The 19,582-nt window shown below is 66.6% G+C and carries 12 protein-coding genes; 11 read left to right on the plus strand and 1 reads right to left on the minus strand.

What is annotated here, in order from left to right:
- Positions 1-110 precede the first annotated feature (110 nt).
- From AC6CH2_RS14755 to AC6CH2_RS14790, 8 genes are all read left to right on the plus strand, one after another.
- Positions 111-3,062, plus strand: coding sequence for a TonB-dependent receptor domain-containing protein (locus AC6CH2_RS14755; RefSeq protein WP_498269935.1), 2,952 nt, complete (start codon positions 111-113; stop codon positions 3,060-3,062).
- Positions 3,063-3,249: 187 nt separating this feature from the next.
- Positions 3,250-3,852 carry a TetR/AcrR family transcriptional regulator gene (locus tag AC6CH2_RS14760; protein WP_498269868.1) on the plus strand — a complete coding sequence of 201 codons (603 nt, stop codon included), beginning with the start codon at positions 3,250-3,252 and terminating at the stop codon, positions 3,850-3,852.
- 55 nt (positions 3,853-3,907) lie between these two features.
- Positions 3,908-4,747 (plus strand): N-acyl homoserine lactonase family protein, encoded by an 840-nt coding sequence (locus tag AC6CH2_RS14765; RefSeq protein ID WP_498269869.1) that lies wholly within the window; start codon positions 3,908-3,910, stop codon positions 4,745-4,747.
- 556 nt (positions 4,748-5,303) lie between these two features.
- Entirely contained in the window at positions 5,304-6,356 is a 1,053-nt protein-coding gene (gene rfbB, locus AC6CH2_RS14770; protein WP_498269870.1) for a dTDP-glucose 4,6-dehydratase, read from the plus strand.
- Between the two features lie 25 nt (positions 6,357-6,381).
- On the plus strand, positions 6,382-7,266 hold the full coding sequence (gene rfbA / locus AC6CH2_RS14775; protein ID WP_435394990.1) for a glucose-1-phosphate thymidylyltransferase RfbA: 885 nt from the start codon (positions 6,382-6,384) through the stop codon (positions 7,264-7,266).
- Positions 7,267-7,277: 11 nt separating this feature from the next.
- Positions 7,278-7,835, plus strand: a complete 558-nt coding sequence (rfbC, locus tag AC6CH2_RS14780; RefSeq protein WP_498269871.1) for a dTDP-4-dehydrorhamnose 3,5-epimerase — start codon at positions 7,278-7,280, stop codon at positions 7,833-7,835.
- A gap of 26 nt (positions 7,836-7,861) precedes the next feature.
- Complete coding sequence (gene rfbD / locus AC6CH2_RS14785) at positions 7,862-8,761, plus strand: dTDP-4-dehydrorhamnose reductase (protein WP_498269936.1); 900 nt, start codon at positions 7,862-7,864, stop codon at positions 8,759-8,761.
- A 301-nt stretch (positions 8,762-9,062) separates the two neighbouring features.
- The gene (locus AC6CH2_RS14790) at positions 9,063-11,087 is read left to right on the plus strand and encodes an alpha/beta hydrolase family protein (protein WP_498269872.1); all 2,025 of its coding nucleotides are present in this window, start codon (positions 9,063-9,065) and stop codon (positions 11,085-11,087) included.
- A 118-nt stretch (positions 11,088-11,205) separates the two neighbouring features.
- Here the strand turns inward: AC6CH2_RS14790 and AC6CH2_RS14795 are convergent, their stop codons facing one another.
- Positions 11,206-12,981 (minus strand): peptide MFS transporter, encoded by a 1,776-nt coding sequence (locus AC6CH2_RS14795; RefSeq protein WP_498269873.1) that lies wholly within the window; start codon positions 12,979-12,981, stop codon positions 11,206-11,208.
- 462 nt (positions 12,982-13,443) lie between these two features.
- On the opposite strand from AC6CH2_RS14795, the gene AC6CH2_RS14800 reads away from it, so the two are divergent.
- The 3 genes from AC6CH2_RS14800 to AC6CH2_RS14810 all read left to right on the plus strand — a co-directional run bounded on the left by AC6CH2_RS14800 (position 13,444) and on the right by AC6CH2_RS14810 (position 19,300).
- Complete coding sequence (locus tag AC6CH2_RS14800; protein WP_498269874.1) at positions 13,444-15,384, plus strand: OPT family oligopeptide transporter; 1,941 nt, start codon at positions 13,444-13,446, stop codon at positions 15,382-15,384.
- 118 nt (positions 15,385-15,502) lie between these two features.
- Complete coding sequence (locus AC6CH2_RS14805; protein ID WP_498269875.1) at positions 15,503-17,590, plus strand: S9 family peptidase; 2,088 nt, start codon at positions 15,503-15,505, stop codon at positions 17,588-17,590.
- A 450-nt stretch (positions 17,591-18,040) separates the two neighbouring features.
- Positions 18,041-19,300 (plus strand): DUF819 family protein, encoded by a 1,260-nt coding sequence (locus AC6CH2_RS14810; RefSeq protein ID WP_498269876.1) that lies wholly within the window; start codon positions 18,041-18,043, stop codon positions 19,298-19,300.
- The last annotated feature ends 282 nt before the right edge of the window (positions 19,301-19,582 follow it).

Raw genomic sequence — 19,582 nt, forward strand, 5'->3', positions numbered from 1 at the left:
CGTCCGCCATCCGCGCCGCAGATCCTGCCAGGAGAGTTCCGATGTTGCCCGCAAGCCGCCGTTCGCGCCGTCAACGCGCCCACTGCCCATCCCGTATCCCCGCCACCCCGCTGTCGTTGGCCCTGGCCGTCGCACTGCTGGGCCACGTCTCGCTTGCTGCCGCACAGGATGGCCAGAGCACGACCGACAGCACGGACGCCACCGGCAAGACCACCGAACTGTCGCGCATCGAAGTGACCGGCTCCAACATCCGCCGCCTGGATGTCGAGACCGCCTCGCCGGTGCAGGTCATCAGCAAGCAGGACATCGAGAACATGGGTGCGCGCACCCTGTTGCAGGTGCTCGACAACCTGCCGGCGGCGCGTCCGGCGCAGCAGGATTCGCGCTCGCTGTTCACCGGTTCCGACGGCGCCTCGCAGGCCAACCTGCGCGGTCTCGGCGCGCAGGGCACCCTGGTGCTGTTGAACGGCCGCCGCCTGTCGTACTACGGCGCGCCGGCCGGCTTCCAGACCCAGTTCGTCAACATCGATGCGATTCCCGCCGCGGCGATCGAGCGCATGGAGGTGCTGACCGACGGCGCCTCGGCCGTGTACGGCACCGACGCGGTGGCCGGCGTGATCAACGTGATCACCAAGCGCAACTACCAGGGCGCGGAGGTCAGCGTGACCACCGACAAGTCCTCGCGCATCGATTCCTACGGCGAGCACCAGGCCAGCATCACCGCCGGCTTCGGCGACCTCGACGAGGACCGCTACAACGTCTACGCCTCGGTCAACATGTATCGCCGCGACGCGATTCCGCTGAGCGACTTCTACGACAAGCGCCCCGACCAGTACTACGTCAACAACCCCAACTATCTCAAGAACCTGCGCCTGGGCACCGGCAGCAAGCCGGGCGTGTTCAACCCCGGCACCTATTTCGCGATCAATCCCAGGACCGGCGCGCGCGTGCAGGAAGCCGCGCCGGGCTGCAACAACGTGCTGACCGGCGAAGCCGCCGGCCCGCGTTGCATCTGGCAGACCTGGATGAACAACGAGATCGATGCCGGCGCCGAGACCGAGCGCTTCACCGGCTACGTCAACGCCCATTTCCTGGTGGGCGAGAACACCGAGGCCTTCGCCGAGCTGACCTATACCGACATCGACCTGCGCGCCAACGGCGGCACGCCGCGTTCGTTCGGCACCACCACCGGCAATCCGACGAGTTGGTTCTCGCGCGACACCGGCACCACGGTCAACCAGTTCCGCTATCCCTTCCTCGGCCCGAACAACGAGTACAACCGCGCCAGCCCCGAACTCAGGGCGATCAACGGCGGGGTGGTCGGCCTGCAGTACCTGTTGCAGGACGTCGGCGATAACTACTTCGGCCAGCGCAACACCGACAAGAGCTACCGCGGGCTGTTCGGCCTGCGCGGCAGCATCGGCGACTGGAACTGGGAAACCGCGTTCGCCTCCGCCGGCACGCATTCGGTGACCTACCAGACCGTCAACGTCAACATCGACGGTTTCCGTAAGGCGTTCGGCCCGTTCACCGTCGATCCGGGCACCGGACGAGTGATCATCTCCGATCATCCGGCGTACAAGTTCGGCGAGATCAGCGAAGCCAATGCGGCCTTGCTGCGCGAGGCCTATCCGACCTTCGACATCCAGTCCTGGACCCGCCTGCACACCCTGGACGGCAAGATCGAAGGCCCGCTGTTCAACCTGCCCGCCGGCGAGGTGCGCGCGGCGTTCGGTTTCAACGTCAGCCGCGAGACCTTCTACACCCCGGGCAACGAAGACGCCGCCAACGGCCTGATCACCCAGCAGGGCGGCTCCTGGTTCGACGGCAAGCGCAATACCTACGCGCTGTTCGCCGAGGCGGTCGCGCCGTTGACCGACAAGCTCGAGCTGGACGCCGCGCTGCGCGTGGACAAGTACCCGAACTTCAATGCCAACCTGGCGCCGAAGATCGGCCTCAAGTACCAGGTGCTGCCGCAGTTGCTGCTGCGCGGTACCTATTCGGAAGGCTTCCGCGCGCCGAGCCTGGCCGAATCCGGCACCGGCGGCGTGTTCGCCCAGCTCGGCGGCTACCGCGACGAAGTCCGCTGCGCCGAGACCAACGCCATCGCCAACCTGCTGCGCCAGTCGCGCCGCGGCGGCGACGTCGACCTCGGCAACTCGCTGCTCAACAGCGACTGCAGCCGCACCGTGGCGCGCATGACCCAGCCCAACCAGGACTTGAAGCCGGAGAAGGCCAAGATCGCCACCCTGGGTTTCGTGTTCGAGCCGCTCGACTGGCTGTCGGTGTCGGCCGACTACTGGTTCATCTATCGCCGCAACGAAATCGCCGCGCCGGACTACAGCAAGGCCGAAGACATCGCATCGATGACCCGCTCGCCGATCACCGACTCCGACCGCGCCGCGCAAGCGGCGTTGGCGGCGATGTGCGCCGACCCGGCCAGCGGCGTGGCCTGTCCGGGCACCTTGCCGGGCTACAGTGTCGGCAACGTGGCCAGCGTCGTGGGCCAGTACAAGAACCGGGGCCGCACCCTGGTCGACGGCTTCGACATCGACGCCCGCACCCGCTTCTCGCTGGGCGAGTGGGGCAGCCTCAACGTCGGCGTGGCCGCGACCATCGCGCGCCGCAAGGAGGCCTACCTCGACGACGAGAACGGCTGGTACTACGGCAACACCGTGGGCTACCACAGCAATCCGCGCCTGCGCGCCACGATCAATGCCGACTGGACTTATCGCCAGTTCACCACCAGTTTCTTCGTCAACTACGTCGGCCATACCAAGTGGGCCTGGGACCGCGTCGATGCCGAGGACAACAACCCGGAGACCTGTACCGCCGGTTACCTCCCCTTGCCCGAAGCGCAGTGCGAGGACGTGCCGTCGTGGTGGACGGCCAACCTGAGCCTGGCCTGGCGTCCGACCGACAAGCTCAACGTCGGCTTCACCATCAAGAATCTGTTCGATCGCCAGCCCTTCTACGACCCGAACAGCTTCCTCGGCGACTCCAGCGACTACGTCAGCATCCTCGGCCGCAGCTACAGCGTCACCGTCGGCTACAAGTTCTGACCCAAAGCCGTAACGCGCTCCATTCAGGCGTTGACGCAAAGGCAGGGGCTCCGGCTCCTGCCTTTGCTTTGTCTGGACAGGTCGAAAAGTCTGGCGGGATCACCGACGGCGGCAGTCCCGGGGCAGGGCGCACGACGATCCCGATCGCATCGCTTGACATAGACAGACCTGTCTGTATATTTGGCCCATGGCCTCCGCCGAGCCAACCCCGAATCCTCCTCCGCGCGAGCGCATCCTGGCGGTCGCCTCGCAGCTGTTTTATGCGCAGGGCATACGCGCGGTCGGCATCGACACCATCATCGATCGGTCGGGCGTCGCCAAGGCCAGCTTCTACAAACACTTTCCGTCCAAGAACGACCTGGTCGCCGAAGTCCTGACCCGGCTCGGCGTCGCCTGGCGGCAATGGCTGGCCGATGCGGTCGATCGCTGGTCCGGCGACCCGAGCGCCCGCCCCTTGGCGGTGTTCGACGCGCTAGGCGAGCGCCTGAGCAGCAGCGGTTTTCGCGGCTGCGTCTTCATCAATTCGATCGTCGAACTGGCCGATCGCGAACACGCCGGGCATGCGGTCGCCCACGATCACAAGCGACGAGTCACCGCTTATCTCGAACGCCTGCTGGTCGAGGCGCAAGTGCGCCCGGCCGCGGACCTGGCGAATCAACTGATGATGTTGATCGACGGCGCGATCGTCACCGCCCTGCGCACCGGCTCTGCGGAAGCGTCCTCGTCGGCGAAAGAGATCGCCCGGATCCTGATCGAAGAGCGCCTGGCCAGGCGACGTCAACGCAGTTGACCCGCGATCGCGCGATCGCCTACCACCCCGCCATCGCCCCACTCGGAGCAAGGTCATGACCTCGTTGCTGAAACGTTTCCTGCTGCCCGCCGTACTGCTCGCGTCGCTTTCGCAGGCCTCGGCCGGCGAGCCGGATATCAAGCTGTATGCGATGGACTGCGGTCGCGCCCAGTTCGCCGACCTCGGGCCGTTCGCCGACACCGGCGAGTACGACGGTCATCCCGGCACCCTGATGACGCCCTGCTTCCTGATCCGTCACCCCAAAGGCGACCTGCTATGGGAAGCCGGCCTGGGCGACCGCTACGCCGAGCCGGCGGGCGGCACTCAGCTTCCTCTCTACCGCGCCGTCGTCGATACCGCCGTCGCCGCCCAACTCGGACGACTGGGCTTGAGTTTCGACGACGTCGAGTACTTCGCCTTCTCGCACGCCCATGGCGACCATCTCGGCAACGCCAACGCCCTGACCAAGGCTACCTGGATCGTGAATCGCAGGGAGCTCGAATGGATCCAATCCGTTCCGGCGCCGCCGCGCACCAACGCCAAGCTGATCGAAACTCAGAAGCAGGCCGCCACGGTGTTGATCGACGGCGACCACGACGTGTTCGGCGACGGCAGCGTCCGCATCCTGAAAGCGCCCGGGCACACGCCGGGCCACCAGGTGTTGTTGCTGCGCCTGCCGCGTTCGGGGCCGGTTCTGCTGTCGGGCGACCTGTATCACTCGCGCGAGAACCGCGCCGAGAAACGCATGCCGGTGTTCAACGTCAGCCGCAGCGAGACCCTGGCGTCGATGGACCGCATCGAACGGATCGTCAACAACCAGCGCGCCCGCGTGGTGATTCAACACTCCATGGATGACTTCAAGGCGCTGCCGGTATTCCCGGCTTATCTGGACTAGAAGCTGCGGTTCGCCTGTGCGCGCGTTGGCCGAAATGAAGCCATCGAGCGCCTGAGGCCCCGGCCCTTGAGCTGTCTATGACCCGGACGGGGCTGTGCCTGGTCGGACGCGATGCGGCAGATGAGCGTGAGTTACTAATGCCGATGAATGCTGCGATACGGTTGGCTTTATATCTAATTGTTTTAATTGATGTTTTTTATATTGCGTGGCTTTCCGCGTGATATGGCCGAGCTTCTGGCCCCGGGCCCGAGCTTTATCGGCAGCATGCGGGCTCGGGGCGTGAAGAGGGAGGCGACCCCCGGCTGGCTCAGAAGCAGGCGGTCCCGGACCGTCCGGCATCACGTTCGCACCGTGCCGGAGTCGCGACAGGAAGCTGTCAGCTGTCTTAAGTGCCGGCCCTGTCGTTTGCGGGGCTCACCCGGATAGGCATTACAATCGCGCACTTGTCGAGCCGGCCTTGTGCTGGACAGCAGTGCATTCAGACTGCGGTTCAGTGTCGAGGCATCTGCGGCCTTTGGCCGGTTCGATCTCAGTCGATCAATAAGGAGTGTCCTGAGTGCCTACTTGGCTTGTGACCGGCGGCGCCGGATTCATTGGCGGTAACTTCGTCCTCGATGCCGTCCGCAAGGGGATCAAGGTCGTCAATCTCGATGCGCTGACCTATGCCGGCAATCTCGACACCCTCAGCAGCCTGGACGGCGATCCGAACCATGTGTTCGTCCAGGGCGACATCGGCGACGCCGCCCTGCTGAAGCGGCTGCTCGCCGAGCACCGCCCGCAGGCGGTGATCAATTTCGCCGCCGAAAGCCATGTCGACCGCTCGATCGAAGGTCCGGCGGCGTTCGTGCAGACCAACGTCGTCGGCACCCTGAGCCTGCTCGAACAGGTGCGCGATTACTGGAAGCAGCTCGATGCTTCGGCCCGCGACGCGTTCCGTTTCCTGCACGTGTCGACCGACGAGGTCTACGGCAGCCTCGGCGACACCGGTAAGTTCACCGAGACCACCCCGTACGCGCCGAACTCGCCGTACTCGGCGTCGAAGGCCGCTTCCGACCATCTGGTGCGGGCTTTCCATCACACCTACGGTCTGCCCGTGCTGACCACGAATTGCTCGAACAACTATGGGCAATTCCAGTTCCCCGAGAAACTCATCCCGCTGATCATCGCCAAGGCGCTGGCCGGCGAGCCGTTGCCGGTCTACGGCGACGGCCTTAACGTTCGCGACTGGCTGTTCGTCGGCGACCACTGCGCGGCGATTTCGCGCGTGCTCGAAGCCGGCCGCATCGGCGAGACCTACAACGTCGGCGGCGACGCCGAGCGCGCCAACATCGTCGTAGTCAAGACCATCTGCGCACTGCTCGACGAGCGTCGTCCGCTCGCCGACGGCCGCGCCCGCGAGTCGCTGATCGCCTATGTCGCCGACCGCCCGGGTCACGATCGCCGTTACGCGATCGACGCCGACAAGCTCAAGAGCGAGCTCGGCTGGGCGCCCACGGTGACCTTCGAGGAAGGCATCGCCCGTACGGTCGACTGGTATCTCGACAACCAGGCCTGGGTTCAGCGCGTGCTCGACGGCAGCTATCGACTGGAACGCATCGGCCAGGCCTGAAGCGGCCGCTCAAGAGGAATCACGCATGAACCGTAAGGGCATCATCCTTGCCGGCGGCTCCGGTACGCGGCTGTATCCGATTACCCAAGGCATCAGCAAACAGCTGCTGCCGGTGTACGACAAGCCGATGATCTACTACCCGCTCAGCGTGCTGATGCTGGCGGGGATCCGCGACGTGCTGATCATCAACACGCCGCACGAGCAAGCGCTGTTCAAGACTCTGCTCGGCGACGGTTCGCGATGGGGCATGCGCATCGAGTATGCGCAGCAGCCTAGCCCGGACGGTTTGGCCCAGGCCTATCTGATCGGTCGCGAATTCGTCGATGGCCAGCCGAGCTGCCTGGTGCTCGGCGACAACATCTTCCACGGCCCCGGCCTGACCTCGATCCTCAAGCGCGCCGACCAGCGCCAGCACGGCGCGACCGTGTTCGGTTACTGGGTCAGCGACCCGGAACGTTACGGCGTGGCCGACTTCGACAGCGAAGGCAAGGTCGTCGGTCTGGAAGAAAAGCCGCTCAAGCCGCGCTCCAACTACGCAGTGACCGGCCTGTATTTCTACGACGGCCGCGCCAGCGATTTCGCCGCGAGCCTAAAGCCTTCGGCGCGCGGCGAGCTCGAAATCACCGACCTCAACCGGGTTTATCTCGAGGAAGGCTCGCTGCATCTGGAGCAGTTGGGTCGAGGGTATGCCTGGCTCGACACCGGCACCCATCAATCCTTGCTCGAAGCCTCCAACTTCATCGAAACCATCGAAGCCCGCCAGGGTCTGCGCATCTGCTGCCCCGAGGAAATCGCCTGGAACAACGGCTGGATCGACAACGATCAGCTGGCCGAGCTCGCTCGTCCCCTGGCGAAGAACGGCTATGGTCAATATCTGCTCGGCCTGGCCGAGCGCGGCTTCGTGCCGTAAAGGAACCGCTTTTGAAGATTATCGAAACCGATCTGCCCGGCTGCGTCGTCATCGAACCGCAAGTGTTCGGCGATGCCCGCGGGTTTTTCTACGAGTCGTTCAACCAGGACAAGCTTGCGGCCGCCGGCCTCAACCCGCGCTTCGTCCAGGGCAATGTCTCCTCGTCCGCGCGCGGCGTGCTGCGCGGCCTGCACTACCAGTGGCCCAACCCGCAAGGCAAGTACGTCTCGGTGATCGAGGGCGAGGTCTGGGACGTGGCGGTCGACATCCGTCGCGGCTCGCCGCATTTCGGACGTTGGACCGCGGTGGTGTTGAGCGCCGAGAACAAGCGCCATTTCTGGATTCCGGAAGGGTTCGCGCACGGTTTCGCCGTGCTCAGCGAGCGCGCGGTGTTCAGTTATCTGTGCACCAACACCTATGACGCCAAGGCCGATGCCGGCGTGCGTTGGGACGATCCGCAGTTGGCGATCGACTGGCCGGTCAGCGACCCATCGTTGTCCGCCAAGGACGCGGTTGCGCCCTTGCTCAAGGACATCGCCGAAGACCGCTTGCCGGTCTACATTCCATGAAAGGCCGGGCCATGAAAGGTCAGGCGATGAGGGTGTTGTTGCTCGGCGGCGACGGCCAGGTCGGCCATGAGCTGCGCCGCAGCCTCGCTCCGCTCGGCGAGCTGGTCGTGACGACCCGCAGCGGACGCCTGGCCGCCGACGGCAGCGCCTGCGAAACGCTCGATCTGGCCCAGGCCGAAACGATCGAGCCCTTGCTGCGCCGTGTGCGTCCCGACCGGGTCGTCAACGCCACTGCCTATACCGCGGTGGACCGCGCCGAAACCGAGCGCGAGCTGGCGTTCGCGGTCAATGCGCAGGCGCCGGCGCGGCTGGCCGAGCTCTGCGCCGCCGATGGGATCGAACTGGTCCATTACTCGACCGATTACGTCTTCGACGGCAACGGCACCCGGCCGTATCTCGAAACCGATCCGACCGGTCCGCTCAGCGCCTACGGCGAGAGCAAGCTGGCCGGCGAAGAGGCGATCCGCGCCAGCGGCGCCACCCATCTGATCCTGCGTACGGCCTGGGTCTATGCCACCCACGGCCACAACTTCCTGCGCACCATGCTGCGCATCGGCGCCGAGCGCGATGAGCTCCGCGTGGTCGCCGACCAGCACGGCTCGCCGACCCCGGCCTGGCTGCTCGCCGACGTCGCGGCGGCGGTATTGCGCCAAGGCCTCGGCGAGTCCGGCGTGCGCCACATCGTGGCCAGCGGGCAGACCAGCTGGCACGGTTTCGCCGAAGCGATCTTCGAAGACGCCCAGGCCCGCGGCCTGATCGGGCGCCGCCCGCGGGTGCTGCCGATCACCACCGCCGACTATCCGACGCCGGCGCGGCGGCCGAACTATTCGGTGCTCGACACCGGCCGGTTGCAGGCCGAGTACGGTCTGTCGATTCCGCACTGGCGCGACGCGCTCAAGACCACGCTCGACGCCGCGGTCGCCTGATCCGCCTGTCCGCGCGGACGCCACGTCTGCGTGGGCCGCGCGGCACACTACCGCGGCCCAATTGTGTGAGCGCCGTCGGCCTTCTATGATCGCTGCGTCGCGGACGCGACGGGCCGACGCGTCGCCGCGGGGCGGGGGCGGGCGGAGCGGCAGGCCGGTGGGAGCCGGCTTGCGAAGGCGTAGGAGTGCGCGGCTTGCGAGCGTTTCTCCACGACGGCAGTCCGCGCCGGCCGGCGGCGGATGCCGTCGGTTCTGACGGGGCCGTCTGGACGGAACCACTCATGGACTACAGGGGATCGCAATGAAGCATTGGGCAAGCGCGTTGTTGCTGGCGGGGCTGGCGGCTGCGCCGGTCGCGGGCGCGGCGGACACCGAGGCGAACGCAAACGCCGCCGCTGCGACGGTGGACGTGGAAGCCTTCGTCAAGCCGGACACCTTCACCGACGTCAAACTGTCGCCGACCGGCGAGTTCTACGCCGCCTCGGTGCCGATGGAGGACGAGACCGCGCTGGTGATCTTCAGTCGCGCCGACATGAAGCGCACCGGCGTCTTCCGGGTCGGCAAGAACAATCACGTCGACGACTTCTGGTGGGTCAGCCCGACCCGCGTGCTGATCGGCATGGCCCAGAAGCTCGGCTCGCGCGACGAACCGATCTCGACCGGCGAGCTGTTCGCGATCAACGCCAACGGCACCGGCGCCGACGTGCTGATCGGCTACCGCGTGCAAAGCCGCGGCTCCGGCACGCGCATCCAGCCGAAGAAGGTCGAGGACGTCGCCGGCTTCCTGGTCGACGATCTGCCGGGCGACGACAAGAGCGTGGTGATTTCGGTGCAGCAGTTCAGCGCCGACGCCTACACTCGCGCCGAGCGTCTCGACACGATCACCGGCCAGCGCAACCGGCTCGCGATCGCGCCGGTGCGCAACGCCCGTTACATGACCGACAACGCCGGCGTGGTCCGCTTCGCGCTCGGCTACGGCACTGATCTGAGGCGCAAGCTGTTCTACCGTGCGGATGAAAAAGCCGAGTGGGCTTTGCTGGGCTCGGATACCCAGGACGAGGTCATGGACCACCCGATCGGCTTCTCCGCCGACGATAGCGTGGCGTATTTCCAGAGCGAACAGACGCAAGGACCGGACGCGATCGTTGCCTACGACCTCGCCACCCGCACCCGCAAGGAAGTCCTGCGCGACAAGACCGCCGATCCGGAGCGCATCATCTATCGCAACAACACCCGCATCCCGGTCGGCGTGTTCTTCGCCGACGGCAAGCCGCGCGCGGTGTTCTTCGACAACGCCTCGCCGGAAGCGCGCCAGTACCGCAGCCTGGAGGCGGCGTTCCCGGGCGACGCGGTGCGCATCACCTCGCAGAGCGCCGACGGCCAGCTGGCGCTGGTGCAGGTCTGGAACGAGCGCAGCCCAGGCGACTTGTTCCTGTTCGACCGGGCCAACAAGCACGCCTCGCATGTGCTGAGCCGCCGCTCCTGGTTCGACCCTGCGCAGCGCGCGCCGATGCGCGCGGTCAACCTGCGCGCGCGCGACGGCCTGGCCTTGTCGGGCCTGCTGACCACGCCGAAGGACAGCAGCGGCAAGTCGATGCCGCTGGTGGTCATGCCGCACGGCGGCCCGTTCGGCGTCCAGGACACTTGGCGTTTCGACGACGACGCGCAACTGCTCGCCGACGCCGGCTATGCGGTGCTGCAACTGAACTACCGCGGTTCCGGCGGCTACGGCCGCGCCTTCCTCGAAGCCGGCATGCGCGAGTGGGGCGGCAAGATGCAGGACGACGTCACCGATGCGACGCGTTGGGCGATCGAACAGGGCATCGCCGATCCTTCGCGCATCTGCCTGTACGGCGCGAGCTACGGCGCCTACGCCTCGCTGATGGGCGTGGCCAAGGAACCGGCGCTGTATCGCTGCGCGGCCGGCTATGTCGGCGTGTACGACCTGCCGATGATGCACACCACCGGCGACATCCAGCGCCGCGGTTCCGGCGAGGCCTATCTGCGCAACTGGCTCGGTTCGCCGGAAGCGCTCGACAAGGTATCGCCGACGCGCCTGGCCGACCGGATCAAGGTGCCGGTGTTCCTGGCCGCCGGCGGCGAAGATCAGCGCGCGCCGATCGTTCACAGCGAAAAGATGGAGAAGGCCCTGCGCCAGGCCGGCGTGCCGGTCGAGACGCTGTACTACAAGACCGAGGGCCACGGCTTCTACCGCGAAGAACACCAGCGCGAGTACTACACCCGCTTGCTGGCGTTCCTGTCGAAGTCGCTCGGCGGACGGGTCGCCGCGGCGCCGAAGGCGACGGCGCCCGCCGCGGCGAAGTAAGAGCTAGGAAAGTATGGAGGAGTGAGAAGTGAGTAACGAGTAACGAGTGTCTTCGCGTACCGCTCTACTCTTTACTCACTCCTCTTTACTCGCTCCTCGCCTCCAGACCCCAGCCCCCTCACTTCACCCCGTGCATCCAGCGCCGCAGCAGCGGCGACAGCAGCAGGAACAGCACGCCCGAGCCGAGGCCTAGCCACATCAGCATCGAGAACAGTTCGGCGTAGTTGGCCGAGGCCGAGGCCATGTCGATCGCGCCGCCTTCCGGGATCTCGACCGAGGCGATCTTGGCGAACTGCGCCGCCAGCACTTCCGAGAACGCGGTGGCGAGCCAGAACGCACCCATCATCAGCCCGACCACGCGCGCGACCGAGAGCTGGGTCACCGCCGACAGGCCGATCGGCGACAGGCACATCTCGCCGATCTCGAGGATGAAATACGCCGCGACCAGGTACCACACGCTGGCCATCTCGCCGCCCCCCGATACCTTTGCAGCGGCCATCAACGGCAGGAAGGACAGGCCGGCGAAGACCAGGCCCAGCGCCATCGTCACCGGCTTGCTCGGGTGCAGGCCGCGTCGCGCCAGCCACGGCCACAGCCAGGAGAACAGCGGCGCCAGCACCACGATGAAGAACGCCCCGAGATAGGTCAGCGAGCCGGCGGTCTGCGGCACCAGCACCACGTCGTGCGCGGTCGCCAGCGCCAGGCCTAGCGCGAGCAAGCCGACCAGGAACTTGGCAAGTCCGTCGCGGCCACGGTCGCTGGCCATCAGCGCGGCGACCATCAGCGGCGGGCTCAGTGCCATCGAGAACGCCGACCAGGGCAGAGTCGGCGCATAATCGCCGACGGCGAGGCCGAACATGTCCTTGGTCATCAGGCGGTCGTTGAAGGTCACCCAGGAGCCGTAGGTCTGCTCGTACAGGGTGAAGAAGATCAGCACCGCGAAGATCAACACCACCAGGGCCAGCATCTGCTGGCGTTCGACCGCGCTGCACTGGCGGGCGAGGAAGCCGAAGAACCAGACCAGGAATACCAGCAGGGTCGCCAGCATGATCGCCAGCGCGGCGGTGAAGCTGAGGGCGCCGAGGGTCACGGTGATCTTCGAGGCGACCTGGATCGTGCCCCACATCGCCAGCACGCCGAGGGCGGTGCCCAGATAGATCCAGGTTTCGCGCGAGAAAGCGCCGACTTTTTCGCGCAGGCGCGCCGGATCGCTCGGTTCGGCATGACCGCGCAGATAGCGCTGGCCCCACAGGAACATCAGCAAACCGGCGACCATGCCGACGCCGGCCGCGCCGAAGCCGTACTTCCAGCCGTAGGTCTCGCCGAGAAAGGCGCAGATCAGCGCCGAGAACAGCGCGCCGACGTTGATGCCGGCATAGAACAGGGTGAAACCGGAATCGCGGCGCGGGTCGTTCTGCTCGTAGAGCTTGCCGACGATGGTCGAGATGTTCGGCTTGAGAAAGCCGACGCCGCCGATGATCAGGGCCAGCGACAGATAAAACACCTGCAGGGCGGTTTCGTCGCGCACCACGACGCCGTTCACCATCCTCGCGGCGTGGCCTTCGTAGGCCATGCCGAGGTGGCCGAGCACCAGCAGCACGCCGCCGAGCACCACCGCCTTGCGCATGCCGAGGTAGCGGTCGGCGAGCAGGCCGCCGATCACCGGTACCGCATACACCAGTCCGCCATAGGCGCCGATCAGGTCGTAACCGGCGTCGTCGCCGAACAGGTGGTACTTGAGCAGATACAGCAACAGCAGCGCCTTCATCCCGTAGAAGGAGAAGCGCTCCCACATTTCGGTGAAGAAGCAGACGTACAGGCCCTTGGGATGGCCGAGGAAGTCGTCGTTGCGCGCCGCCAGCGACGCCGGGTTCGAAATGCTGCTTGCGGGCACGAGCGGATTCCCTTCGGTCCGGGAGCGGGCCGGGAGGCGGGAGTATAGGACGGGGCGGCCGGCCGAGGCGCCGGGCAAGCGCGAGCGGACTGCGGCGAGGAGACTCGATGCGGCGCGAGACCCTCTCCGCGCTGCGGGCCAGCTTCTATGCAGTCCGTCCTTCTCCCTGTCCCGCTTGCGGCGGCCGCAGGCAGCGCAAGGCCGACAGGGCCGGCGGTCCCAGTCGCGACCGACCGGCCTGCTCCCGGCCCGACAGGGGGCTTTATCCGCGCAATCCGGGAAAATGCAGCCGCCGGCGCGCGCCCTGCCGCTTTTGCCCAATCCCGCTTTTTGCCGCAGTGCACTTTTACAGCGGCCGGCGGCGGATGCGATCATCGGCGGATTGCGTGGCGCCCGGCCCCTGGCGGCCGGCTCCGCACATACGCTGCCGCACTTGAACGATCACCCGCGATGGAGACGCCGATGGCCTCGTCCGCTACGCCCCAATTGACCTTCCGAGCCGTCCTGCTATCCGTCTTCCTGGCGGTGATTCTGGCAGCAGCCAATGCCTACCTGGGCCTGTTCGCCGGCCTGACCATCGCCACCGCGATTCCGGCGGCCGTCATCTCGATGGGCGTGCTGCGCCTGCTCGGCGGCGGCACGATCCTGGAAAACAACATCGTCCAGACCGGCGCCTCCGCCGGTTCCTCGATCGCCGCCGGCGTGATCTTCACGATCCCGGCGCTGGTGATCCTGGGCTACTGGCAGGACTTCCGTTATTCCTGGGTGCTGGCCATCGCCGGCCTAGGCGGCCTGCTCGGCGTCCTGTTCTCGGTGCCGCTGCGCCGTTCGATGATCGTCGAAGACCCGCTGCCGTTCCCGGAAGGCAAGGCCGCGGCCGAAGTGCTCAAGGCCGGCGAGAACCCGGGCCCGGGCCTGAAGATCCTGGCCCTGGCCGGCGGCATCGGCGCGCTGGTCAAGGTCGCCGCCGAAAGCGGCATGCGCCTGATTCCTGACAACGCCATCGTCTCGGGCTGGATGGGCAAGTACCTGGGCTTCATGGGCACCAACCTGTCGCCGGCGCTGCTCGGCGTGGGCTACATCGTCGGCCTCAACGTCGGCATCGTGGTGGTCTCCGGCAGCATCCTGTCGTGGCAGTTCGCTATTCCGATCTACCACATGTTCTTCCTGGGCTCCGACCCGGAGCTGGCCGCGCGCATCGCCGACGGCAGCGCCGAGCAGGTCGGCCGCGCCATCTGGTCGGCTAAGGTCCGCTACCTCGGCGTCGGCACCATGCTGATCGGCGGCGTGTGGACTCTGTTCTCGCTGCGCAAGTCGCTGATGTCGGGCGTCAAGAGCGGCCTGGCCGCGGCGCGCAAGGGCAGCGGCGGCGTGGTCGCCGAGACCGACCGCGACCTGCCGATGAAGTGGATGCTGATCGCCCTGGTCGCGTTCGTGATGCCGCTGCTGCTGCTGTACCAGGCCATCGTCGGCAACTGGTTCGTCAGCGTGCCGATGACCATCATCATGATCGTCGCCGGCTTCCTGTTCGTGTCGGTGTCGGCCTACCTGGCCGGTCTGATCGGCTCGTCCAACAACCCGGTCTCGGGCATCACCATCTCGACCATCCTGTTCGCCTCGGCGGTGCTGGTGCTGATGCTCGGCCGCGACTCGCCGATCGGCGCCGTCGCCGCGATCATGATCGGCGCGGTGGTGTGCTGCGCGGCGGCGGTCGGCGGCGACAACCTTCAGGACCTCAAGGCCGGCTACATCGTCGGCGCGACGCCGTGGAAGCAGCAGCTGATGCTCGGCATCGGCACGTTCTCGTGCGCGCTGATCATGGCGCCGGTGCTGAACCTGCTCGCCGCGGCCTACGGCATCGGCGCTCCGACGCCGGAGCATCCCAATTCGCTGGCGGCGCCGCAGGCGACCTTGATGGCCTCGGTCGCCAAGGGCATGTTCGGCGGCGAACTGCCGTGGACGATGATCGGCATCGGCGCCGCCATCGGCGCGGTCATCATCGCCTTCGACGAATGGTTGAAGTCGCGCAAGGCCAAGTTCCGCGTGCCGGTGCTGGCCGCGGCGATCGGCATCTACCTGCCGCTGGAACTGATGGTGCCGATCTTCCTCGGCGGCCTGCTCTCGCACATCGTCGGCCGTCGCCGCGGCCTGACCGCGAACAGCGACGAAGCCGAGGTCGACCGCGTGCACCGTCCGGGCACTTTGTTCGCCGCCGGCCTGATCACCGGCGAGGCGCTGATGGGCATCGCGATCGCGTTCCCGATCGTGATCAGCAAGCGCGCCGACGTCTTGGCCCTGCCGGAACGCTTCCACTTCGGCGCCGGCATCGGCCTGCTGGTGTTGGCGGTGGTGGTGTGGCTGTTCTACCGCAGCAGCCGCAACGCACCGGCCCCGCAAGCCTGATCCATGCCACGGCCCGGCGCGACGCCGGGCCGTGGCGTTTTGAACCCGTCCGATCCATTCCGGCCGCTCGGCGCGCCTGCGCTCGAACGGCCGCTACGACAACATCAGAGGTTCCGCCATGACGCCACGCCACGCCCTCCTGCCGATGGCCCTGCTGTTGGCCTGCGCATCCGCGCCGGCTTTCTCGCTCACGCCGCCACTGCCGCGCGGCCTGGAAGCCCGCGACCTGGCGACGATGGACCGGGTGTCCTCGCCGACCCTCTCGGGCGACGGCCGTCTGCTGGTGTTCGCCCAGCGCAGCGTCGATTTCGCCGCCAACAAGTCCTCGACCTCGCTGTGGATCGAAGACCTGTTCGCGCGCGACGCGGCGCCGCCGAAGCGGCTGACCCCGGAAGGCTGGAACGTCAACTCGCCGTCGTTCTCGCCGGACGGCAAGCTGGTGTATTTCCTCAGCGCCAAGAACGGCAGCAGCCAGTTGTATGCGATGGACTCGGTCGGCCGCGGCGCGCCCCGGCAGCTGACCGCATTCGACGGCGACGTCGGCGGCTACCAGATTTCGCCCGACGGCAAGCGCGTGGCCTTCAACGCCGAAACCTATGCCGAGTGCGCGGCCGACCTGGCCTGCACCAAGAAGAAGCTCGACGCGGTCGAGAAGAACAAGGCCAGCGGCATGGTCTTCGACCGCATGTTCATTCGTCACTGGGACGCCTGGAACGACGGCCGCCTGAACCGCCTGTTCGTGGCCGAGCTGCCGGCGGCCGGCAAGACCGTCGCCACCGCCAAGCTGGTCGGCGCCGACGTGATCGGCGACGTGCCTTCGCGTCCGTTCGGCGACAGCAGCGAATACGCCTGGTCGCCCGACGGCGAGTCGCTGGTGTTCAGCGCGCGCAAGGCCGACGCCAAGGAACCGTGGTCGACCAATTTCGATCTTTACCTCGCCGCCGCCGACGGCAGCGGCGCGGCCAGGAACCTGACCGCGTCGAACCCCGCCTGGGACACCGGCGCGGTATTCGCCGCCGACGGCAAGACCCTGTACTACCGGGCGATGAAGCGTCCGGGCTTCGAAGCCGACCGTTTCGGCCTGTTCGCGCTCGACCTGGCCAGCGGCAAGGCCCGCGAGATTGCGCCGGACTGGGACCGCTCGGCCGAGAACATCGTGCTGTCGGCCGACGGCAAGACCATCTACACCCTGGCGCAGGATCTCGGCCAACTGCCCTTGTTCGGCGTCGACATCGCCAGCGGCAAGGCGACCCGCTTGATCGGCGACGGCAGCCTCGGCTCGCCGCAGCTCGCGGGCAAGACCTTCGCCTTCACCCGCAACAGCCTCAAGAGCGGCGACCAGATCTTCGTCGGCGGCCTCGACGGCGCGCCGCAGCGCGCGATCACCCCGAGCGCCAGCGAACGCCTGCCGGGCGTGCGGTTCGGCGAGTACGAACAATTCGACTTCAAGGGCTGGAACGGCGACACCGTGCACGGCTACGTGGTCAAGCCTTGGAACTACCAGGAAGGCCAGAAGTATCCGGTCGCGTTCCTGATCCACGGCGGCCCGCAAGGCAGCTTCGGCGACGGCTGGAGCTATCGCTGGAACCCGCAGACTTACGCGGGCCAGGGCTATGCGGTGGTGATGATCGATTTCCACGGCTCGACCGGTTACGGCCAGGCCTTTACCGACGCGATCAGCGAGCATTGGGGCGACCGCCCGCTCGAGGACCTGCAGAAGGGTTGGGCGGCGGCGCAGAAGAAGTACGGCTTCCTCAACGGCGACAAGGCCTGTGCGCTCGGCGCCTCGTACGGCGGCTTCATGGTCAACTGGATCGCCGGCAACTGGCAGCAGCCGTGGAAGTGCCTGGTCAGCCACGACGGCGTGTTCGACCAGCGCATGATGGGTTACGCGACCGAAGAGCTGTGGTTTACCGAATGGGAGCAGGGCGGTACGCCCTATGACGTGCCGAAGAACTACGAGAAGTTCAACCCGGTCAACCACGTCAAGGACTGGAAGGTGCCGATGCTGGTGATCCACGGCCAGCTCGACTACCGCATCCCGGTCGAGCAGGGCATCGGCGTGTTCACCGCGCTGCAGCGGCAGGGCATCGAGTCGAAGTTCCTGTATTTCCCGAACGAGAACCACTGGGTGCTGAAGCCGCAGAACAGCGTGCAGTGGCACGACACCGTCAATGGCTGGCTGAGGCAGTACATCGGCGAGTGAACCCCGAGCGCGGCGGTCTGGAGACCGCCGCGCGCCGCCAGTGCCTTTTTTGAAGAGAGCGCTGCCCCCTTTCTTGCAGCGAAGTCTCCTGTGCGCCGATTGTGCGTCAGACTTCGTGCATCGCTGCGCGCAGGCCCTTTGTCGAAGGGACGGTGTTTCCCGCGCCGAACAGCCGAGATCCGGTTGCCGGCCGGGTAACGGCAACGAAATCAGCCGCCGCGCCCGTGTTGTTCCCCCTTGAGAAAGGGGGCGCGGGGATTTTGCTTTTTCCCGCAGACCAACTCCTCGCGCGTAGCCGGCCTAACGGGCTTCATTACGTTCTCCACACCGCCAGCCGACCACGGACCCAGCCATCCGAATCCGGGGCCCGCACTACCGGCCCTTGTCCGCCCCGGGCATCCGAAGTAAAAACGTACACGCATCAGCGTTCATCTCCTGGGGAATACCGGCATGCCAGAAACCGCCCGTACGGCGCTCATCAGCAACGACATCGTCGTCCTCGGCCTGATCGCGGCGACGCTCGGGCTGGTGTTCTGGACGTCCTCGCGCGAAACCGGGCTGTGGAAGAAGTTCTACACCTACGTGCCGGCCCTGCTGCTGTGCTATTTCATCCCCGGCATCTACAACACCATCGGCCTGGTCGATGGCGCGAACACCAAGCTCTATAACCCGGTCGCCAGCCGCGTACTGTTGCCTGCGGCCTTGGTGCTGCTGACGTTGACCATCGACCTCAAGGGCGTGTTGAAGCTCGGTCCTAAACTGTTGGTGATGTACGCGGTCTCGTCGCTCAGCGTGATGATCGGCGCTATCGCCGCCTTCGTGCTGATGCGCGCGGTGCACCCGGAAACCGTGGCCGGCGACACCTGGGGCGGCATGACCGCGCTGGCCGGCAGCTGGATCGGCGGCGGCGCCAACATGCTGGCGATGAAGGAAATCTTCCAGGTCGATGCCACGACCTTCGGCCAGTTCGCGGTGGTCGACGTCGGCGTGGGCTATGTCTGGATGGCGGTGCTGATCTTCCTCGCCAGCCGCGCCCAGGCCATCGATGCGCGCAGCGGTGCCGACACCCGCGGCATCGAGGAGCTCAAGCAGCGCATCGAACATTTCCAGGCGCAGCACCAGCGCATCGCCAGCCTGAGCGACCTGGCGATGATCGTCGGCATCGCCTTCGGCGTGGTCGGGCTCGCGCACGCCATCGCCACGCCGCTGTCGGGCTGGTTCGCCGCCAACGTGTCCTGGGCCAAGACGGTCAGCTTGCACGAACCCTTCTTCTGGGTGGTGGCGATTTCGACCTTCGCCGGCCTGGCGCTGAGCTTCACTCGTGCGCGCACGCTGGAAGGGGCCGGCGCCTCGAAGATCGGCAGCCTGCTGCTGTATTTCCTGATCGCCTGCATCGGCCTGCAGATGGACATCCTGGCGCTGCTCGACCGGCCCTGGCTGTTCGCCCTGGGCCTGATCTGGATCTCGATCCATATCGCCCTGCTGTGGACGGTGGGGCGCCTGCTGCGCGTGCCGTTCTTCTATTTCGCGATCGGCTCGCAAAGCAACATCGGCGGCCCGGCGTCGGCGCCGGTCGTCGCCTCGGCCTTCCATCCCTCGCTGGCGCCGGTCGGCGCCCTGCTGGGCACCCTGGGCTACGCGACCGGTACCGGATTGGCCTACATCGTCGGCGTGACCCTGCGATCCCTGGCGGGTGCAGCGCCGGCTTGAGGCGAGGGCGGCCGCAACGCCGGCAACCATCACCGATGCCGTTGCCGTTGCCGTTGCTGTTGCCGTTGTCGTGAAGATTTTGCTGTGGCTGTGGCTGTGGCTGTGGCTGTGGCTGTGCGTAGCCGCGCACTAGCGAAGGCAATAGAAGACCCGGAGGGCGGCGCGCAGGGATGCGCGCCGTTTTTCATCGGGACAGGGATGTCCCGTATGAAAAATCCCCGCGTATGCACCGCTCGTGCGGGCTTGTGATTCAAAACAAAAGCATTTTTCTTTGGTGACTTT

Source organism: Lysobacter sp. GQ73 (assembly GCF_059758755.1).